This window comes from Paenibacillus sp. PvP094 (genome assembly GCF_040546835.1).
Classification (GTDB): Bacteria; Bacillota; Bacilli; order Paenibacillales; family Paenibacillaceae; genus Paenibacillus; species Paenibacillus illinoisensis.
Window position 1 is genome coordinate 1,915,940 of the sequence record NZ_JBEPOM010000001.1, and the last position, 17,392, is coordinate 1,933,331.

The window sequence follows — 17,392 nt, forward strand, 5'->3', positions numbered from 1 at the left end:
CACCCCCTAATCGCGGCGTGGCCGTTCATGACGACGGCTCAGCTCAGCCATAATGTCGTCCAGCGGCAGTTTGCGCTCTTGCAATAGGACGAGCAGGTGATACATCAGATCACTGACCTCAAGTCGAAGCTCGTCATTATCTTTATTTTTGGCGGCGATGATCGTTTCGGACGCTTCTTCACCGATTTTTTTCAATATTTTATCAACGCCCTTATCAAACAGATACGTGGTATATGCACCTTCCGGTCGTTCCACTTCACGTTTGGCAATGACGGATTCAAGTTCAGCAAGTACGTCAAAGCGGCCTTCGGCTCTTGATTCCGAAGAGTCTGCGTTTGTCTCATTTCCGGATTGTTCTGTCGATTTCTGAGGCAGTCCCACAATTTCATTATGGAAACAGGTCACTTCACCGGTATGGCAAGCAGGACCGTTTGGTTTAACCTCTACCAACAGCGTATCCCCATCACAATCGTACTTCAGTGAGGTAATCGTCTGTACGTTTCCGGACGTAGCGCCTTTGTGCCACAGCTCTTGGCGTGAACGCGACCAGAACCAGGTTTCTCCCGATTCCAGCGACAACTTCAATGATTCCCGGTTCATATAAGCCATCATTAATACTTGGCGTGTCTCGGCATCCTGCACGATCGCAGGGACCAGACCATCACTCCAGCGGATATGCTCTACAACCTGCTCCAGGGATAAGCGCTCCCTGATCTCGTTACTTACATTACTCACGGATCTCCACCCCTTGTTCTCTCAAATGTTGTTTTAACGCCGGTACAGCGATCTCTTTATAATGAAATATCGTTGCAGCAAGTCCTGCATCTGCTTTGCCAGCAGTAAACACGTCGTAGAAATGAGATTCCTTACCCGCACCGCCTGAAGCAATGACAGGAATTCGTACTGATTCGGATACAGCAGCAGTCAGCTTCAGGTCGAATCCATCTTTGGTTCCATCCGCATCCATGCTGGTTAGCAGAATTTCGCCGGCTCCCAGTTCCTCAGCCTGTTTCACCCATTCGAGCGCCTTGATTCCTGAAGGTTTCCGTCCCCCGTGAGTGTAGACCTCCCACTCTCCCCAGGCTTCATTGTACTTGGCATCTACGGCCACTACAATACACTGGGAACCGAAGCGGCGAGCACCGTCGGCAATCAGCTGGGGATTCAGCACAGCAGCCGTGTTGACTGCGATTTTGTCTGCACCCGCACGCAGGATGCGCTTCATGTCTTCAACTTTGGAGATGCCACCACCAACAGTAAAGGGGATGGCAATTTCGCCAGCGGTCTGCCGTACCACTTCTTCCATCGTTTCGCGACCTTCGACAGAAGCTGAAATATCGAGAAATACCAGTTCGTCTGCACCTTCACGGTCATACAGTGCCGCCAGCTCGACCGGATCACCCGCATCGCGGAGATTCACGAAGTTAACGCCTTTGACAACCCGGCCGTCCTTAACGTCCAGACAGGGGATAATTCTTTTTGCCAGCATACTCCTCTTCCTCTCTATCCAGTTCCTTTACTTGTTGACTGCGTGCACCGCTTCGGACAGATCGATACTGCCGGTATACAGCGCCTTACCAACGATTGCTCCTCCGATTCCATCATCCGCATGACGGCTGAGGCGAAGCAGATCATCCATCACACTTACACCTCCGGAAGCGATAACATTACGTCCGCTCGCCTTGGCGAGTGATACAATGGCTTCCACATTGGGCCCCTGCATCATTCCATCACGGGAAATGTCGGTGAAAATAAACGTCTCGGCACCGAATGCCGCCAGTTCCTTCGCCAGTACTTCAGCTTGCACCTCAGATGTTTCTAGCCAGCCGCGAGTAGCCACATAACCGTTTCGGGCATCGATACCGATCGCCACTTTATCTCCATAACGTCCTAACACTTCTTCGGTAAATGCACGGTCTTCAATAGCTGCTGTTCCGATAATGAGCCGGCTCACACCAAGACCCAGCAAGCGTTCTACATCAGCTACGGTACGCAGCCCGCCGCCTACCTGAACAGGCACGTTCACTGCGGATGCAATGCGACCAATGAGTTCGTCATTGACGGGGTGACCCGCCTTTGCACCATCCAGATCGACTAGATGAACGTATGTACCACCTTGCTTCTCCCAGGAAAGGGCAACCTGTACAGGGTCATCATTATATACCGTCTCCTGATTGTAATCCCCCTGCACCAGTCTTACACATTTGCCGTCCCGGATATCAATTGCCGGATATATGATAAAAGATGACATACAAGGCCTCCTGATTTGTTCTTTATTTGTTTATCCATCTATATGAGTATGACTGCTTATTAAAAGTAGGATAGGGGCTGCCTATCCTGCATAGCTTCAACCTAAACGGTTCTCCTGCCGGGAAATCCGATTTACCCCTGATTAGGCTTGCCTGTCAAAGCCAGGAAGTTTCCGAGCAGCTTCATGCCCAGTTCACCGCTCTTTTCCGGGTGAAACTGCATGCCGAAGTTGCTTCCTCTTCCCACAATGGCTGTCACCGGTTGTCCGTAATCCGTTACTGCCAGCAGATTACTTTCCACTTCGGTACGTGCATGATAGGAATGAACAAAATAAACATGTCCGGCTTCAAGCCCTTCAAAGAGAGGATTTTCCGAATGAAGGAACTCCAGCCGATTCCAGCCCATATGAGGTACCTTCAGCTCTCCTGCTGCAAAACGCACCACTTTACCTGGCAGGATATCCAATCCGGTGTGCTCCCCATGCTCCTCACTGGAACTGAACAGCAGCTGCATGCCCAGACAGATCCCAAGCAGCGGTTTTGTTCCAGCTGCCGCTTCTTTCACAACAGCGTCCAATCCACTCTCCCGCAGGTGCTCCATGGCATCACCAAATGCACCAACGCCAGGAAGGATGACCCCGTCTGCCTGTAAAATCGTTTCCCTGTCACCTGTCACCAGCGCTTCATAGCCAAGACGTTCGACCGCTTTGCCGACGCTGTGCAGGTTCCCCATACCGTAATCGACAATTGCAATCGCCATCGTCTACAGCACTCCCTTCGTGGAAGGCACACCCGTTACACGTGGATCGATCATCGTTGCTTCATCCAGTGCACGTCCCAATGCTTTAAATATGGCCTCAATCATATGATGTGTGTTCTGGCCATAGTGAACAATGACGTGCAGCGTAATCCGCGCCTCCAGCGCCAGTTTCCACAGAAATTCATGCACCAGTTCCGTCGAGAAGCTGCCCACTTGCTGGGATGGATACTCTGCACGATACTCGAAGTGAGGTCTGTTGCTGACATCTATGACAACCTGAGCGAGCGCCTCATCCATCGGTACAAATACGCTCGCATAACGCTTGATGCCCCGTTTATCTCCGAGCGCCTCGCGAAGGGTCTGTCCCAGACAGATTCCGATATCCTCAACGGTGTGATGATCATCAATATCAATGTCACCACGCGCCTGTACATTCAGATCGAATTGTCCGTGCTTCGTGAACAGATCGAGCATATGGTTGAGGAAAGGGACGTCCGTCTCAATCGTCGATTGCCCTGTACCATCTACGGCAAATGCCAATTGAATATTGGTTTCATTCGTCTTGCGGTCAACCTCTGCCTGGCGCACAGCACCTGTAGTTTCAAGCTCTACTCCGTTATTTTGCTTATCCATTGTCCGATTCCGCCTTCCCTTCCTGTTCTAACCGTACAGCGATTGCACGAGCGTGCCCTTCAAGCCCTTCATGGCGGGCCAGTTCTATGATAGCCGCTCCGTTTTGAAGCAGCGCTTCCTTGCTGTAGTATATCAAACTTGATTTCTTAATAAAGTCATCCACATCTACCGGAGAACTGAACCGTGCAGTTCCGTTTGTCGGAATGATATGATTCGGTCCGGCAAAATAATCTCCTACCGGCTCCGAGCTGTACGGGCCGAGGAAGATCGCACCGGCATTTTCGATCCGGCCGGCATAAGCCATGGGCTCCTGCACCAGAATCTCCAGATGCTCTGGTGCAAGCCGGTTCACCACGTCGATTCCTTCATCCATGGAATCGACCACAATAATCGCACCATACTGCTCCACGGAAGCAGCGGCGATCGCCTTCCGCGGCAGCGCCTCAAGCTGGCGCTGCACTTCGGCCTGCACGGCTTCCGCCAGCACGGCCGAGGTCGTGACGAGAATGGCCGATGCCATCTCGTCATGTTCCGCCTGCGACAGCAAGTCTGCGGCGACATACACCGGGTTCGCCGTATCATCGGCGAGCACCACAATCTCACTCGGCCCGGCGATGCTGTCGATATCGACCGCGCCGTAGACTTCGCGCTTCGCGAGCGCCACGTAGATATTACCCGGTCCACAGATCTTGTCGACCGGGGCAATGCTCTCTGTGCCGTAAGCCAGGGCGGCGATAGCCTGCGCGCCGCCAACCCGGTACATCTCGTTCACGCCTGCTTCCGCGGCAGCTACGAGAATGTACGGGTCAATTCCCTCGCCGCCATTGGTTGCCGGCGGCGTCACCATAACAATCTCCGGCACACCTGCAACCTGTGCCGGAATGACATTCATCAGCACTGACGAAGGATATGCTGCTTTGCCGCCAGGTACATACACTCCGACCCGCTTCAGCGGTCGGATGACCTGGCCCAGCAGACTGCCGTCCGGCTGCCAATCCATCCACGAATTACGTTTCTGTTTCACGTGAAACGCTCGAATGTTGGCGGCGGCTTGCCGAATCGCCGTCACGAAGGAAGGTTCTACAGCAGCGTAGGCCGCCTGAAGCTCTTCCTGCGGCACGCGCAGTCCGGCAGCAGTCAGTTTCGTGCGGTCCAGCTCCTCCGTATAGCGCAGCAGGGCCGCATCTCCTTCCCGGCGGATATCACTGACAATGCGCCGGACTGTATCGTTTTGCTCAGGTGTACCGTAATCCACTTCACGCTTCAGATCAAATTCCCGTGCAGGTACAATTTTCATGCCTTCTACCTCCCTGGCCCTGTATTTTCTGTCAGCCATAAGTGTTCATCCATTTCTCTAACCCTTCTTGCCCGATCATTTATCCCTGAATGCTTCCTGCCGAAAATTCATTAGGCGTTGGAATGACCTGCTGCAATGCATCGCACAATGCCTGAATCCGTCCATTTTTCATCCGATAACTCACCCGGTTCGCGATAAGGCGGCTCGTGATATCCAGAATGCCTGTCATCTCAACCAATCCATTCTCACGCAGTGTCTGTCCCGTCTCCACCAGATCCACAATCCGGTCAGCTAACCCGATCAGAGGTGCAAGTTCAATGGAGCCGTTCAACTTGATGACTTCCACCTGCTGACCCTGTTCGCGGAAATATTGAGAGGCAATTCTCGGATATTTCGTTGCCACACGCTGCTGAATACCCGGTGTCCAATCCGGCAGACCGATAACCGACATGCGGCACTGTGCAATCCCCAGATTCAGCAGTTCGTAGACGTCCCGATTTTCCTCAAGCAGTACGTCCTTACCAACAATCCCGATATCCGCTACACCGTATTCCACATATGTTGGCACATCTACAGGCTTCGCCATGATGAACTCCATTCCTGCTTCGGGTACTTCAATGACCAATTTGCGTGTATCGTCCACATCAACAGGAATATCGAGGCCCGCTTCACGGAAGAGCTTGGAAGCTTTTTTATAGATCCGGCCCTTGGGCATGGCTACCTTCAAAATATCCGACATCTCAGCGTCCTCCTTGTTCAGCTTGATAAGTGATAACCTGATCGTAGACGTCCCTTGCCGAACGTACTGAGCTACCACCGGATGATGCAGCCACTTCTGCTGCTGGTTCGGTTACTTCATGATCCGATAAAAGGCTAGTCACCACGTTTTGTCCGGCGCTCCGTAAACGGGCGGCTTCCGCCAGTGCTTCAGCTCGGCGTGCCTTGTCATACTGGATAAGCACAGGTTTGTTCTCTTCCATCGTAATGCCGTGCACTCCATCGATGATCCGGTTCGTTTTCAGTGCAAATCCCGTTGCCGGAAGCGAGCGGCCAAACTGCTGCAGCAGATTGTCATATCGTCCCCCGCTGCACACCGGTGATCCCAGTTCTGCCGCATACCCTTCGAAGGTCATACCTGTATAGTAGGAGAAGTCTCCGATCATTGTCAGGTCAATCAGTACATGTTCTGATACACCGTAGGCTTCCAGTACTTCAAAGACAGCACACAAATGAGCAATCGATTGCGCTGCTTCAGCACTAGAGCTGAGTTCTGCTGCATGTGCACATACTTCTTTCCCACCACGCAACCGCAGAATGGCTTCCAATTGTTCTTTCGGTTTGGGTTCCAGATTAAGCTCCTCGATTGACTGACGATATCCAACATAGTCGCGTCCGAGCAACCCTTCTTTGAGTGCGGCCTGTTGTGCGGTCTGTCCTGGAATGACTTCCTCCAGTAAACCGTTTAGAAATCCCATATGTCCCATTGCTATTTTAAAAGAAGACACACCCGCTGCCTGCAGCGAGGCAATCGCAAGTGCAACCACTTCGGCATCCGCCTCTGGTGAGTCATCCCCAACCAGCTCTACACCTGTCTGAAAGAATTCGGCCTCACGTCCGGCTTCTTCTTCAATGGAACGAAACACATTCGCATGATAGGACAGACGCAGCGGGAGCGGTTCATCTTTTAATAGAGAAGATACTACTCGCGCAATGGGTGCTGTCAGATCCGATCTCAGTACAAGTGTAGTTCCCCGGCTATTCAGCAGTTTGAACAATTTTCGATCCGAGGTCGAACTCGCCACTCCCACCGTATCGTAATATTCAATCGTTGGCGTTATAATCTGGCGGTAACCCCAGCGTTCCATACATTCCAATACGTTCCGTTCAATCGTTCTCAGCTTGTTTACCACAAGTGGTGTATAGTCACGAAAACCTGTCGGTTTTTCGAAGCCTTTTGGTTTGGACATTGGTATCATTCACCCCGAGTCAGTAGTTTGGTTTATGGGCTTTAGCTTTATCTTAAGTAGGATTTATGTATCGTAAATCCCGATTCCATCTTCTATTACCCTTAAATAAGGGACTATGTTCAGATACTGCCGGGCAGCCTTCTTGATGCATTCTTGATCTGTTCTTGATTGATGATAAGTTCTTACTACTCCATAATGCTTTCGTATGGTAAAGTGCTAACAAACTAAAGGATATGGGATATGATAACATGAATGACTCCTCATCGTCAACAATACCGTCCTTTAGTTTACCGGCTCTGCCTTAACATTTATTTCTGTTCAAACAATTCCTTTCAACAACATCTGTATACGAAAAAAGCTGCCATCAGCAGCTTAACTCATCAGAAGCACAAATGCCGTATGCCTCTGTATATCATGTAATTTTGGGCGACTCCTCATAACTTAGATCCGGTGTCCACTGCTACCTTTTGATACCCTACCCTAATGGACACGCTCATCCATTTTCACGTGAAGCTCCAATTCACTGGTATCCACGTTGCGGGATAGGTCACGAAGTGGATTCCCACCGACAAAAGCTCCTGGGGCTACATCCTTGTGAACGACCGCTCCTGCAGCAACCACTGCTCCATCCCCGATAGTTACCCCCGGAAGGATTGTCGTGTTGGCACCGATCAGCACATTTTCACCGATAATGACTTCTCCCAATCTGTACTCTTTAATGAGGTACTCATGTGCGAGAATTGTTGTGTTGTAACCGATGACTGAGTTTTCACCAACTGTGATCTTCTCGGGAAAGAACACATCCACCATAACCATCAGTCCAAATGCCGTATGTTTGCCCACCTTCATACCGAGCATGTGGCGATAGATCCAGTTCTTCACCGGAAGAATCGGACAGTACCGAGACAACTGAATCCATATAAAGTTGCGAACACCCTTCCACGGACTTACCGTCTTGTAGATATGCCAGAGTGCATTGTGGCCCTCTACCGGATAGCGGGTGACTTTCCTCATGAACGTCCCGTTTCAATACGGGTCAGCGCAAGCAAGTCCTTCATGTCATGTAATATATAATCCGGGCCATATTCACTCAGCGCTGCCTCTCCCTTAAGAGACCAGGCAACGCCTGCCGCAAGTGCACCTGCATTTTGGGCGGATTGGATATCGACCGGGCTATCCCCAACCATCAGCGTTGTAGCCGGGTCTGCACCCAGCTCCTCCATTGCTTTAAGTACAGGTTCAGCATGAGGTTTCGGATGGGTTACATCGGTCACTGTTACAATGGATTTCATATATTTCATCAGGTCAAAACGTTCCAGCACTTTAAGCGTAGATGGGCGAATCTTGGTCGTCACTACTCCCATCACAATACCCGCTTGGTGCAGAGCCTCAACAACCTCATTCACATGCGGAAAAGGTTTTACCATCGCTTCATGATGGATATCGTTATATGCACGGTACCCTTTGACATACTCGGCCACCTCTTCCTGTCCGGAGAAGGTACGCATCTGCTGCTCCAGTGTGCCTCCCATGTGCGGGATGATCTGTTCACGCGTCCACGGAGCAGAATGCTCCCATCCTTCCATGACATGCTGGAATGAGCTGATAATCAGCTCATTTGTATCAATAATCGTTCCGTCGAGATCAAATAATACCGTTTCAATCATGCTGCATTACTCCTTTTTATCCTCAGCTTGCTTCGTCTCCTCTTTATCGGGGCTTGGGCTTGCTTTACTCTCTTTGCTGGCAACCGGGCCTGCTTGCGGCATATCATCCGTTGGTTCAGATGAGACCTTGGAAGATACAATTGGATCACTATAACGTGCATCCGCTTTTCCTGTTACTCTTCTCACTACGATAAATATGATAGCTGCAATAATGATGCCAATGGCGAGCAATTGCGAGATTCTTACGTTCCCGTAGGCTGGATCCAGATAACCCTGTTCGAAGCCCAGTGCAGTCATTGGAGACCATAGACCGTTGACGAGCGAAGCAAGCCATTGTGGTGCCTGGAAGCCCAGACTGTCTGTACGCAGAGCTTCAATGAAGAAACGACCGATGGAGTACCAGATAAAGTAGGACATGAACAACTCACCAGCACGCAGAAACTTTTGCCTACGAAGAACTAACAACAGAACCAAGCCAACAAGGCTCCATAACGACTCATACAAAAATGCAGGATGGTGGAATACACCTTCCACATTCATCTGATTGACGATAAAGTCTGGCAAATGCAGCTTGTCCCGTAAAAAGGACTCTTCCACAGGTCCGCCGTAGGCTTCCTGGTTTACAAAGTTCCCCCAGCGTCCAATCATCTGACCAACAATGAGTCCAGGTGCGCAAATGTCAGCCATGCGCCAAAAATTGTACCCTTTACGTCGGAAGAAAATGACGGCACAAATGATTGCGCCAATCAGCGCACCATATATTGCGATACCACCATTCCATATCTTAAAGACATCCCAGAAATTATCCTTATAATCATCCCATCGAAAAGCTACGTAGTATATACGAGCTCCGATAATGGCAGAAGGTACACCCAGCAGGACCATATCCATAAATACTTCCTGCGGTATGTTGTACCGCTTGCCCTCCCGGATGACCAGCAGCAGGCCAACGAGTGCTGCGGTACCGAGAATAAGCCCATACCAGTGAACCTTTAACGCTCCAATGGAGAACGCAATGGGGTTCAACAGTAATAATGTATCCATTCATTCACACTCCTATAAATTCACTCATCTGTATGCATGACCAAATGGGACCTGCTCCAAATCCGTAAGAAGTAGAGCAGGCCATTTTTGGTCTTTATTTTAAATACGTATAACTCATGTTCCTACATTTCTAATAGATATTTCTACAATCCTAGTCCATGTCTTCCATGTCTTCCGAAATCGTTGCTGTCAGCTTGTTCGTAAATTGCAGTGCGGCGTTAAGTCCCATTTGCTTGAGACGATAGTTCATCGCCGCTACTTCAATAATAACAGCCAAGTTTCGTCCCGGGCGAACAGGAATGGTTACCAGCGGTACATCCGTATCGATGATTCGTGTTGTTTCCTCATCCAGACCGAGGCGATCATATTGCTTGTCCTGCTGCCAAGCCTCGAGACGCACTACCAGGGTAATTCTTTTATTGTTACGAACAGCTCCTGCACCAAATAGTGTCATTACGTTGATGATCCCGACTCCACGAATCTCAAGCAGGTGACGGATAAGCTCTGGTGCGGTTCCGTGCAGCTGGAAGTCTGATGTTTGACGGATTTCAACGGCATCATCGGCAATCAGGCGGTGTCCGCGCTTCACCAATTCAAGTGCCGTTTCACTCTTACCAATACCACTGCTGCCAGTAATCAGCATACCAACTCCGTTCACATCACACAGTACGCCATGAATTGTTGCCGTAGGCGCAAGCTTACGCTCCAGGAATCCGGTAATACGGCTGGACAGAATTGTCGTTGCCATGTTGCTGCGAAGCACCGCCAGATTCTGCTCCTCACTGATCTCGATAAGTTCCTGTGGTACTTCCAGTCCACGAGTCACCAAGATACACGGCGTTTCCTCTGTGCATAAGCGCTGCATCCGGTCACGACGTTCTGCTTCAGGTAACATTGCAAAAAAGGCCAGCTCTGTTCTCCCAAGCAGCTGTACCCGTTCTTGTGGATGGTATTCAAAATAACCGGCCATTTCGAGGCCAGGACGGTTCAAGTCATCTACAGTAATTACTCTCTTCAAACCTTGAGATCCGGAAACGACCTCAAGCTGGAACTGCTGTACCAATTCAGATACTTTCACTTTTTTCGCCATTTGTCTCTTCCTTTCAGCATTCGCTGCCTCTCTATGTACATCAGCATTTTTGCGTCTTTTCCATTCCATTATTAGCGCATTCATTTTGTTTTTTCAGGTTACAGACTTTACAAAACAAAACCAGCCTTCAAATAATCTTAAATGAATTCAGTGTTGAATGCAATCGCGGGCCACAGCCGCCATTAATTAAAAAAGCCCCTTCCAGCAACAACGGAAGGGGCTCTGAATACAATGTATGATTGCGTTAACTGATGTTCCATCGGATCCGAGGAATCCCAGTATGATTAGTCTTGAAGGAGAACGTTCACTTCAGTCTCTTTGTCAAAGATATGAACCTTGTTCATGTCAATTGCCATTTTAACTGTGGAACCATCACGAGTATTGGAACGTCCATCTACACGTGCGATAGTCGTATCGTTACCCACACCGCTCAAGTAGAGGAGCATTTCGTGACCCAGGTTCTCTGTTACGTCTACGTGTGTAGAGAATACAGAGTTCGGGGATGCTTCCAGGAATACTGGCTCTTCGTGGATGTCTTCTGGACGAACACCCAGAATAACTTCCTTGCCAATGTATCCTCTTGATTTCAGCACTTGTGCTTTACCTTGCGGGATTTCAACGTCCACGCCTGGAGCTACGAAGTGCAGGTTAGCACCTTGCTCAGCCAGTTTACCCGAGATAAAGTTCATTGTCGGGGAACCGATGAAACCTGCTACGAACAGGTTAGCCGGGTGGTTGTACAGCTCTTCAGGAGAAGCTGCTTGTTGAATGATACCATCTTTCATAACGACGATCCGATCACCCATGGTCATGGCTTCGATCTGGTCATGCGTTACGTAGATAACTGTTGTTTCCAAACGTTTAGCAAGCTTTGTGATTTCCGCACGCATCTGACCACGAAGTTTCGCATCCAAGTTGGAAAGAGGCTCATCCATCAAGAAGACTTGTGGATCACGGACAATCGCACGTCCCAGAGCGACACGCTGACGTTGACCACCGGACAATGCCTTAGGTTTACGCTCAAGCAAATGCTCGATATCCAGGATTTTAGCTGCTTCACGAACACGTTTGTCGATCTCGTCTTTTTTCACTTTACGCAGTTTCAAACCAAACGCCATGTTTTGATATACGCTCATATGCGGATACAAGGCATAGGATTGGAATACCATCGCGATATCGCGGTCTTTAGGAGCAACATCATTAACGACACGGTCACCGATATAGAGTTTACCTTCAGAAATTTCCTCAAGGCCTGCGATCATACGCAGTGTTGTTGATTTACCACAACCGGACGGTCCAACCAGTACCAAGAATTCTTTATCTTTGATGTCCAGGTTAATATCAACTACTGTTGCTTTATCAGAACCCGGGTATTTTTTGAAAATATGCTCTAAACGTACACCAGCCATGATTATTGCCTCCTCAGAGATCATTTTGTAATCGAATACATTTTGTAGTTTTATATTAACCCATCCATGTGATGTTTGACTATTCGCAAACTGCACAAAAATATCAGAGCTTTTTCGTCACTTTGTACATAAGGAGCAAAAGCCGCACCAGAACAGCACTTTCAAAGCTTCTTACATCGTAACCAATCTCCTGTTTGATCTTGTCCAGACGGTATACGAGCGTATTGCGGTGGATGAAAAGGCGCTTTGCTGTCTCACTGACATTGCAGTCCAGACTAAAATAGGTCTCCAGTGTCGCAAGTGTCTCACTATCCTCAAAAATCGCCGTATCCTTACCTGTCTCCTTGATAAAACGAAGACGCTGCTGTTCAGGAATACTCGCCACCAATCGCTCAAGATGCAGTTCCCATGGTAAGTGAATATGCTGAGCCACGTGAAATGCTCTTCCCAAATGAATACTCTCTTCAAGCAGAGCAGTAATTGTCGATAACTCATGTACTGGAATACACGGCATGGACGCAGATAAATGAAACACACCTGCCCATTCACTCGCCACCAACTCATATAGCCCCAAACAAAAAGCATTTAGTAAATCCTTTTTTGCTTCGAGAGTATCCTCTTCCGCTTCACCTGTTACAATCTGCTCATCGCTCAGAAAGAGCCAGTCCTGCTCTCCCAGAGGAATCAGCATAATGTCCTCACCAAAATAACTCCCCAGTAACTTGTTCAATTCCTTTGAACGAATACGATGGGCGTCTGGTGTCTCACATTGCAGTAGAAACGGGATCTTTTCAGAATGCATCTCATCCCGAAATGAAAAGTGCTCCGGAATGGATTCCTGCTCCGCCGGGTGTTCTATCTTCTGCCGAAGCCATTTCCCCAATTCAGCAAGTTCCTGTTCCCGATTATTCTCATATTTTACTGGCAGCTCTTCAGCTATTCTGTCTGAACTGTTAGTAATCAGCAATTCAATTAAACGTCTTGTTTCCATTGTTATGGAGCTAGCAGAACAACCCCAACATACTAAAGTTCCTTCATTCTCCTTAAACTTAACTTTGAAGTAGATACGTTCCTCTGTATTTAAACTTTTTACACTGGCTATCGCGTCAGAAGCAAACTCCTGATTAGGTTGTCCTTCCTCGGGAGTTTCCATCTCAAGTAAACCACTTTGATTCTGTTCCCAACCGATTAACTGCATTGCAGATTGATTCCATTCTTCTACGGTAATCTCGTATTCGTCCAAGCTAGTGCCGATAATGGATTCAATCTGTTGTTTAAGACCAAGTATGAGCTTCATATAATGAACGCCACCACTTTGCTTTTTTCTATTATTTTATCATATCTTACAATACATCGCCTTCCATGCCTTGGAATCTGTAATCAGCTGTTTAATTTTATATACAAAAAGAGCGATTAATCAAATTAATGATTAATCGCTCTTTTTAACAAGATGAGTCATGAAGGGCTCGAACCTTCGACACCCTGATTAAAAGTCAGGTGCTCTACCAACTGAGCTAATGACTCATAAAACTGGTGGAGGATGATGGATTCGAACCACCGAACCCGTACGGGAGCAGATTTACAGTCTGATGCGTTTGGCCACTTCGCTAATCCTCCAGGATTAAAAGGTGGCTCGGGACGGAATCGAACCGCCGACACGAGGATTTTCAGTCCTCTGCTCTACCGACTGAGCTACCGAGCCTTATTTAATTTTAGATTAATGGCGGAACCGACGGGATTCGAACCCGCGATCTCCTGCGTGACAGGCAGGCATGTTAGGCCAACTACACCACGGTTCCAGGCATTAATGGTGCCGGCGAGAGGACTTGAACCCCCAACCTACTGATTACAAGTCAGTTGCTCTACCAGTTGAGCTACACCGGCGTATATGGTGGAGGCTGAGGGGATCGAACCCCCGACCCTCTGCTTGTAAGGCAGATGCTCTCCCAGCTGAGCTAAGCCTCCTGGGTAATATGGTAGCGGCGGAGGGGATCGAACCCCCGACCTCACGGGTATGAACCGTACGCTCTAGCCAGCTGAGCTACACCGCCATATTAATAAACGCTGATTGCTTGTCCATCTTAGGATAAAGATGGCGGAGAGAGAGGGATTCGAACCCTCGCACCGCTTACGCAGTCTAACCCCTTAGCAGAGGGTCCCCTTATAGCCACTTGGGTATCTCTCCAAACAGTCAATTAAACAATATAACAAGGATTGCTCCCTGAAAACTAGATCCGAAACGAAACGTGCAACTAGAACCTGCAATTTGGATAAGCCCTCGACCGATTAGTACTGGTCAGCTCCATGCATTACTGCACTTCCACCCCCAGCCTATCTACCTCGTCGTCTTCAAGGGGTCTTACATACTGGGAAATCTCATCTTGAGGGGGGCTTCACGCTTAGATGCTTTCAGCGCTTATCCCGTCCGTACATAGCTACCCAGCGGTGCTCCTGGCGGAACAACTGGTACACCAGCGGTACGTCCATCCCGGTCCTCTCGTACTAAGGACAGCTCCTCTCAAATTTCCTACGCCCACGACAGATAGGGACCGAACTGTCTCACGACGTTCTGAACCCAGCTCGCGTACCGCTTTAATGGGCGAACAGCCCAACCCTTGGGACCTACTTCAGCCCCAGGATGCGATGAGCCGACATCGAGGTGCCAAACCTCCCCGTCGATGTGGACTCTTGGGGGAGATAAGCCTGTTATCCCCAGGGTAGCTTTTATCCGTTGAGCGATGGCCCTTCCATGCGGTACCACCGGATCACTAAGCCCGACTTTCGTCCCTGCTCGACTTGTAGGTCTCGCAGTCAAGCTCCCTTATGCCTTTGCACTCTTCGAATGATTTCCAACCATTCTGAGGGAACCTTTGGGCGCCTCCGTTACTCTTTAGGAGGCGACCGCCCCAGTCAAACTGCCCACCTGACACTGTCCCCGTACCCGCTAAGGGCACCAGGTTAGAACCTAGATACGATCAGGGTGGTATCCCAACGGTGCCTCCACACAAGCTGGCGCTCATGCTTCAAAGGCTCCCACCTATCCTGTACAGATCGTACCCAAATTCAATATCAAGCTGCAGTAAAGCTCCATGGGGTCTTTCCGTCTTGTCGCGGGTAACCTGCATCTTCACAGGTATTAAAATTTCACCGGATCTCTCGTTGAGACAGCGCCCAAGTCGTTACGCCATTCGTGCGGGTCAGAATTTACCTGACAAGGAATTTCGCTACCTTAGGACCGTTATAGTTACGGCCGCCGTTTACTGGGGCTTCGGTTCACAGCTTCGGGATTGCTCCCTAACCGCTCCCCTTAACCTTCCAGCACCGGGCAGGCGTCAGCCCGTATACTTCGCCTTACGGCTTCGCACAGACCTGTGTTTTTGCTAAACAGTCGCTTGGGCCTTTTCACTGCGGCCCCCTCGTGCTATTCACACTACCGGGGCACCCCTTCTCCCGAAGTTACGGGGTCATTTTGCCGAGTTCCTTAACGAGAGTTCTTCCGCGCGCCTTAGAATTCTCTTCTCGCCTACCTGTGTCGGTTTGCGGTACGGGCACCTTCATCTGGCTAGAGGCTTTTCTTGGCAGTGTGAGATCATGACCTTCGCTACTGTAATTTTCACTCCCCATCACAGCTCAGCCTTACGATGTGCGGATTTGCCTACACATCAGCCTCACTGCTTGGACAGGCATCCATCAGCCTGCGTCACTACCCTACTGCGTCCCCCCATCGCTCGTAACGATTTACGGTGGTACAGGAATTTCGACCTGTTGTCCTTCGACTACGCCTTTCGGCCTCGCCTTAGGTCCCGACTTACCCTGAGCGGACGAGCCTTCCTCAGGAACCCTTAGGCTTTCGGCGGATCAGATTCTCACTGATCTTTTCGTTACTCATACCGGCATTCTCACTTGTATAATGTCCAGCGCTCCTTACGGTACACCTTCAACCCTTATACAACGCTCCCCTACCCCTGATGCAAAGCATCAAGCCATAGCTTCGGTGGTGTGTTTAGCCCCGTTACATTTTCGGCGCAGAGTCACTCGACCAGTGAGCTATTACGCACTCTTTCAATGGTGGCTGCTTCTAAGCCAACATCCTGGTTGTCTGTGCAACTCCACATCCTTTCCCACTTAACACACACTTGGGGACCTTAGCTGATGGTCTGGGCTGTTTCCCTTTTGACAATGGATCTTAGCACTCACTGTCTGACTCCCGGAAGTAAGTCTATGGCATTCGGAGTTTGACTGAGCTTGGTAACCCTTGCGGGCCCCGCACCCAATCAGTGCTCTACCTCCACGACTCTGTTTTCCGAGGCTAGCCCTAAAGCTATTTCGGGGAGAACCAGCTATCTCCGAGTTCGATTGGAATTTCTCCGCTACCCCCACCTCATCCCCGCACTTTTCAACGTGCGTGGGTTCGGGCCTCCAGTGCGTGTTACCGCACCTTCACCCTGGACAGGGGTAGATCACCCGGTTTCGGGTCTACGTCCACGTACTATGTCGCCCTATTCAGACTCGCTTTCGCTGCGGCTCCGGCTCTTCACCTTAACCTTGCACGGGAACGTAACTCGCCGGTTCATTCTACAAAAGGCACGCCATCACCCCTAAAACGGGCTCTGACTTCTTGTAAGCACACGGTTTCAGGTTCTATTTCACTCCCCTTCCGGGGTGCTTTTCACCTTTCCCTCACGGTACTGCTTCACTATCGGTCGCTAGGAAGTATTTAGCCTTGGCAGATGGTCCTGCCGGATTCATACGGGGTTTCACGTGCCCCGCACTACTCGGGATCCGTCTCGGAGAGAGCAGACTTTCAACTACAGGGCTTTTACCTTCTTTGGCGGGCCTTTCCAGACCTCTTCATTTAACCGGCTCCTTTGTAACTCCATGTGAGACGTCCCACAACCCCAGAGAGCAAGCTCTCTGGTTTGGGCTGTTCCGCGTTCGCTCGCCGCTACTGACGGAATCACTATTGTTTTCTCTTCCTCAAGGTACTTAGATGTTTCAGTTCCCCTGGTATGCCTCTACACAACCTATGTATTCAGTTGTGAGTAACTGGATATTACCCCAGCTGGGTTTCCCCATTCGGACATCCCCGGATCAAAGCTTGCTTACAGCTCCCCGAGGCAGTATCGTTGTTCGCCACGTCCTTCATCGGCTCCTAGCGCCTAGGCATCCTCCGTGTGCTCTTAGTAGCTTAACCAAATGCTCCAGTGGAGCAATGCAGTTATCACTAATATTTGAAACTTGTTTTAACACAAGTTCAGCTAAAAGGAATGTTCTAA

14 protein-coding genes, 8 tRNA genes and 1 rRNA gene are annotated in these 17,392 nt (G+C 49.7%); all 23 read right to left on the bottom strand.

The window, feature by feature from the left end:
• Window positions 1–6: 6 nt before the first annotated feature.
• Window positions 7–735: a bifunctional phosphoribosyl-AMP cyclohydrolase/phosphoribosyl-ATP diphosphatase HisIE gene (gene hisIE / locus ABIC22_RS08920; protein WP_154896759.1), complete on the bottom strand. Its 729-nt coding sequence runs from the start codon at window positions 733–735 to the stop codon at window positions 7–9.
• A complete protein-coding gene (gene hisF / locus ABIC22_RS08925) occupies window positions 728–1,489 on the bottom strand; it encodes an imidazole glycerol phosphate synthase subunit HisF (RefSeq protein ID WP_095362053.1) in 762 nt (253 codons plus the stop codon). Before hisF ends, hisIE begins: the two co-directional genes overlap by 8 nt.
• A 27-nt stretch (window positions 1,490–1,516) precedes the next feature.
• Window positions 1,517–2,251, bottom strand: a complete 735-nt coding sequence (hisA, locus tag ABIC22_RS08930) for a 1-(5-phosphoribosyl)-5-[(5-phosphoribosylamino)methylideneamino]imidazole-4-carboxamide isomerase (RefSeq protein ID WP_354480260.1) — start codon at window positions 2,249–2,251, stop codon at window positions 1,517–1,519.
• Between the two features lie 131 nt (window positions 2,252–2,382).
• The gene (gene hisH, locus ABIC22_RS08935) at window positions 2,383–3,009 is read right to left on the bottom strand and encodes an imidazole glycerol phosphate synthase subunit HisH (protein WP_354480263.1); all 627 of its coding nucleotides are present in this window, start codon (window positions 3,007–3,009) and stop codon (window positions 2,383–2,385) included.
• A 3-nt stretch (window positions 3,010–3,012) separates the two neighbouring features.
• Entirely contained in the window at window positions 3,013–3,642 is a 630-nt protein-coding gene (gene hisB / locus ABIC22_RS08940; protein ID WP_095292974.1) for an imidazoleglycerol-phosphate dehydratase HisB, read from the bottom strand.
• Window positions 3,635–4,939, bottom strand: coding sequence for a histidinol dehydrogenase (hisD, locus tag ABIC22_RS08945; RefSeq protein WP_127540626.1), 1,305 nt, complete (start codon window positions 4,937–4,939; stop codon window positions 3,635–3,637). Before hisD ends, hisB begins: the two co-directional genes overlap by 8 nt.
• Before the next feature lie 79 nt (window positions 4,940–5,018).
• Window positions 5,019–5,678, bottom strand: coding sequence for an ATP phosphoribosyltransferase (gene hisG, locus ABIC22_RS08950; RefSeq protein ID WP_127540628.1), 660 nt, complete (start codon window positions 5,676–5,678; stop codon window positions 5,019–5,021).
• Between the two features lies 1 nt (window position 5,679).
• A complete protein-coding gene (locus ABIC22_RS08955) occupies window positions 5,680–6,906 on the bottom strand; it encodes an ATP phosphoribosyltransferase regulatory subunit (RefSeq protein WP_354480268.1) in 1,227 nt (408 codons plus the stop codon).
• 480 nt (window positions 6,907–7,386) lie between these two features.
• A complete protein-coding gene (locus tag ABIC22_RS08960) occupies window positions 7,387–7,920 on the bottom strand; it encodes an acyltransferase (RefSeq protein ID WP_154896753.1) in 534 nt (177 codons plus the stop codon).
• Complete coding sequence (ppaX, locus tag ABIC22_RS08965) at window positions 7,917–8,573, bottom strand: pyrophosphatase PpaX (protein WP_354480271.1); 657 nt, start codon at window positions 8,571–8,573, stop codon at window positions 7,917–7,919. The genes ABIC22_RS08960 and ppaX overlap by 4 nt, the downstream gene beginning before the upstream one ends.
• A gap of 6 nt (window positions 8,574–8,579) precedes the next feature.
• Window positions 8,580–9,617, bottom strand: coding sequence for a prolipoprotein diacylglyceryl transferase (lgt, locus tag ABIC22_RS08970; protein ID WP_354480274.1), 1,038 nt, complete (start codon window positions 9,615–9,617; stop codon window positions 8,580–8,582).
• A gap of 151 nt (window positions 9,618–9,768) precedes the next feature.
• Window positions 9,769–10,707, bottom strand: coding sequence for an HPr(Ser) kinase/phosphatase (hprK, locus tag ABIC22_RS08975; RefSeq protein ID WP_095292959.1), 939 nt, complete (start codon window positions 10,705–10,707; stop codon window positions 9,769–9,771).
• Window positions 10,708–10,991: 284 nt separating this feature from the next.
• Window positions 10,992–12,116, bottom strand: a complete 1,125-nt coding sequence (locus ABIC22_RS08980; RefSeq protein WP_095292957.1) for an ABC transporter ATP-binding protein — start codon at window positions 12,114–12,116, stop codon at window positions 10,992–10,994.
• A 103-nt stretch (window positions 12,117–12,219) separates the two neighbouring features.
• A complete protein-coding gene (locus tag ABIC22_RS08985; protein WP_354480278.1) occupies window positions 12,220–13,413 on the bottom strand; it encodes a PucR family transcriptional regulator in 1,194 nt (397 codons plus the stop codon).
• Window positions 13,414–13,567: 154 nt separating this feature from the next.
• Window positions 13,568–13,640, bottom strand: a tRNA-Lys gene (locus ABIC22_RS08990).
• A gap of 7 nt (window positions 13,641–13,647) precedes the next feature.
• A tRNA-Tyr gene (locus ABIC22_RS08995) sits at window positions 13,648–13,733 on the bottom strand.
• A 12-nt stretch (window positions 13,734–13,745) separates the two neighbouring features.
• Window positions 13,746–13,818 (bottom strand) — tRNA-Phe (locus ABIC22_RS09000).
• A 19-nt stretch (window positions 13,819–13,837) separates the two neighbouring features.
• A tRNA-Asp gene (locus ABIC22_RS09005) sits at window positions 13,838–13,915 on the bottom strand.
• 9 nt (window positions 13,916–13,924) lie between these two features.
• Window positions 13,925–14,000, bottom strand: a tRNA-Thr gene (locus tag ABIC22_RS09010).
• Window positions 14,001–14,005: 5 nt separating this feature from the next.
• A tRNA-Val gene (locus ABIC22_RS09015) sits at window positions 14,006–14,081 on the bottom strand.
• Between the two features lie 9 nt (window positions 14,082–14,090).
• A tRNA-Met gene (locus ABIC22_RS09020) sits at window positions 14,091–14,167 on the bottom strand.
• 42 nt (window positions 14,168–14,209) lie between these two features.
• Window positions 14,210–14,301: transfer RNA gene (locus tag ABIC22_RS09025), tRNA-Ser, on the bottom strand.
• Window positions 14,302–14,382: 81 nt separating this feature from the next.
• Window positions 14,383–17,310: ribosomal RNA gene (locus ABIC22_RS09030) — 23S ribosomal RNA — on the bottom strand.
• Between the last annotated feature and the right edge of the window lie 82 nt (window positions 17,311–17,392).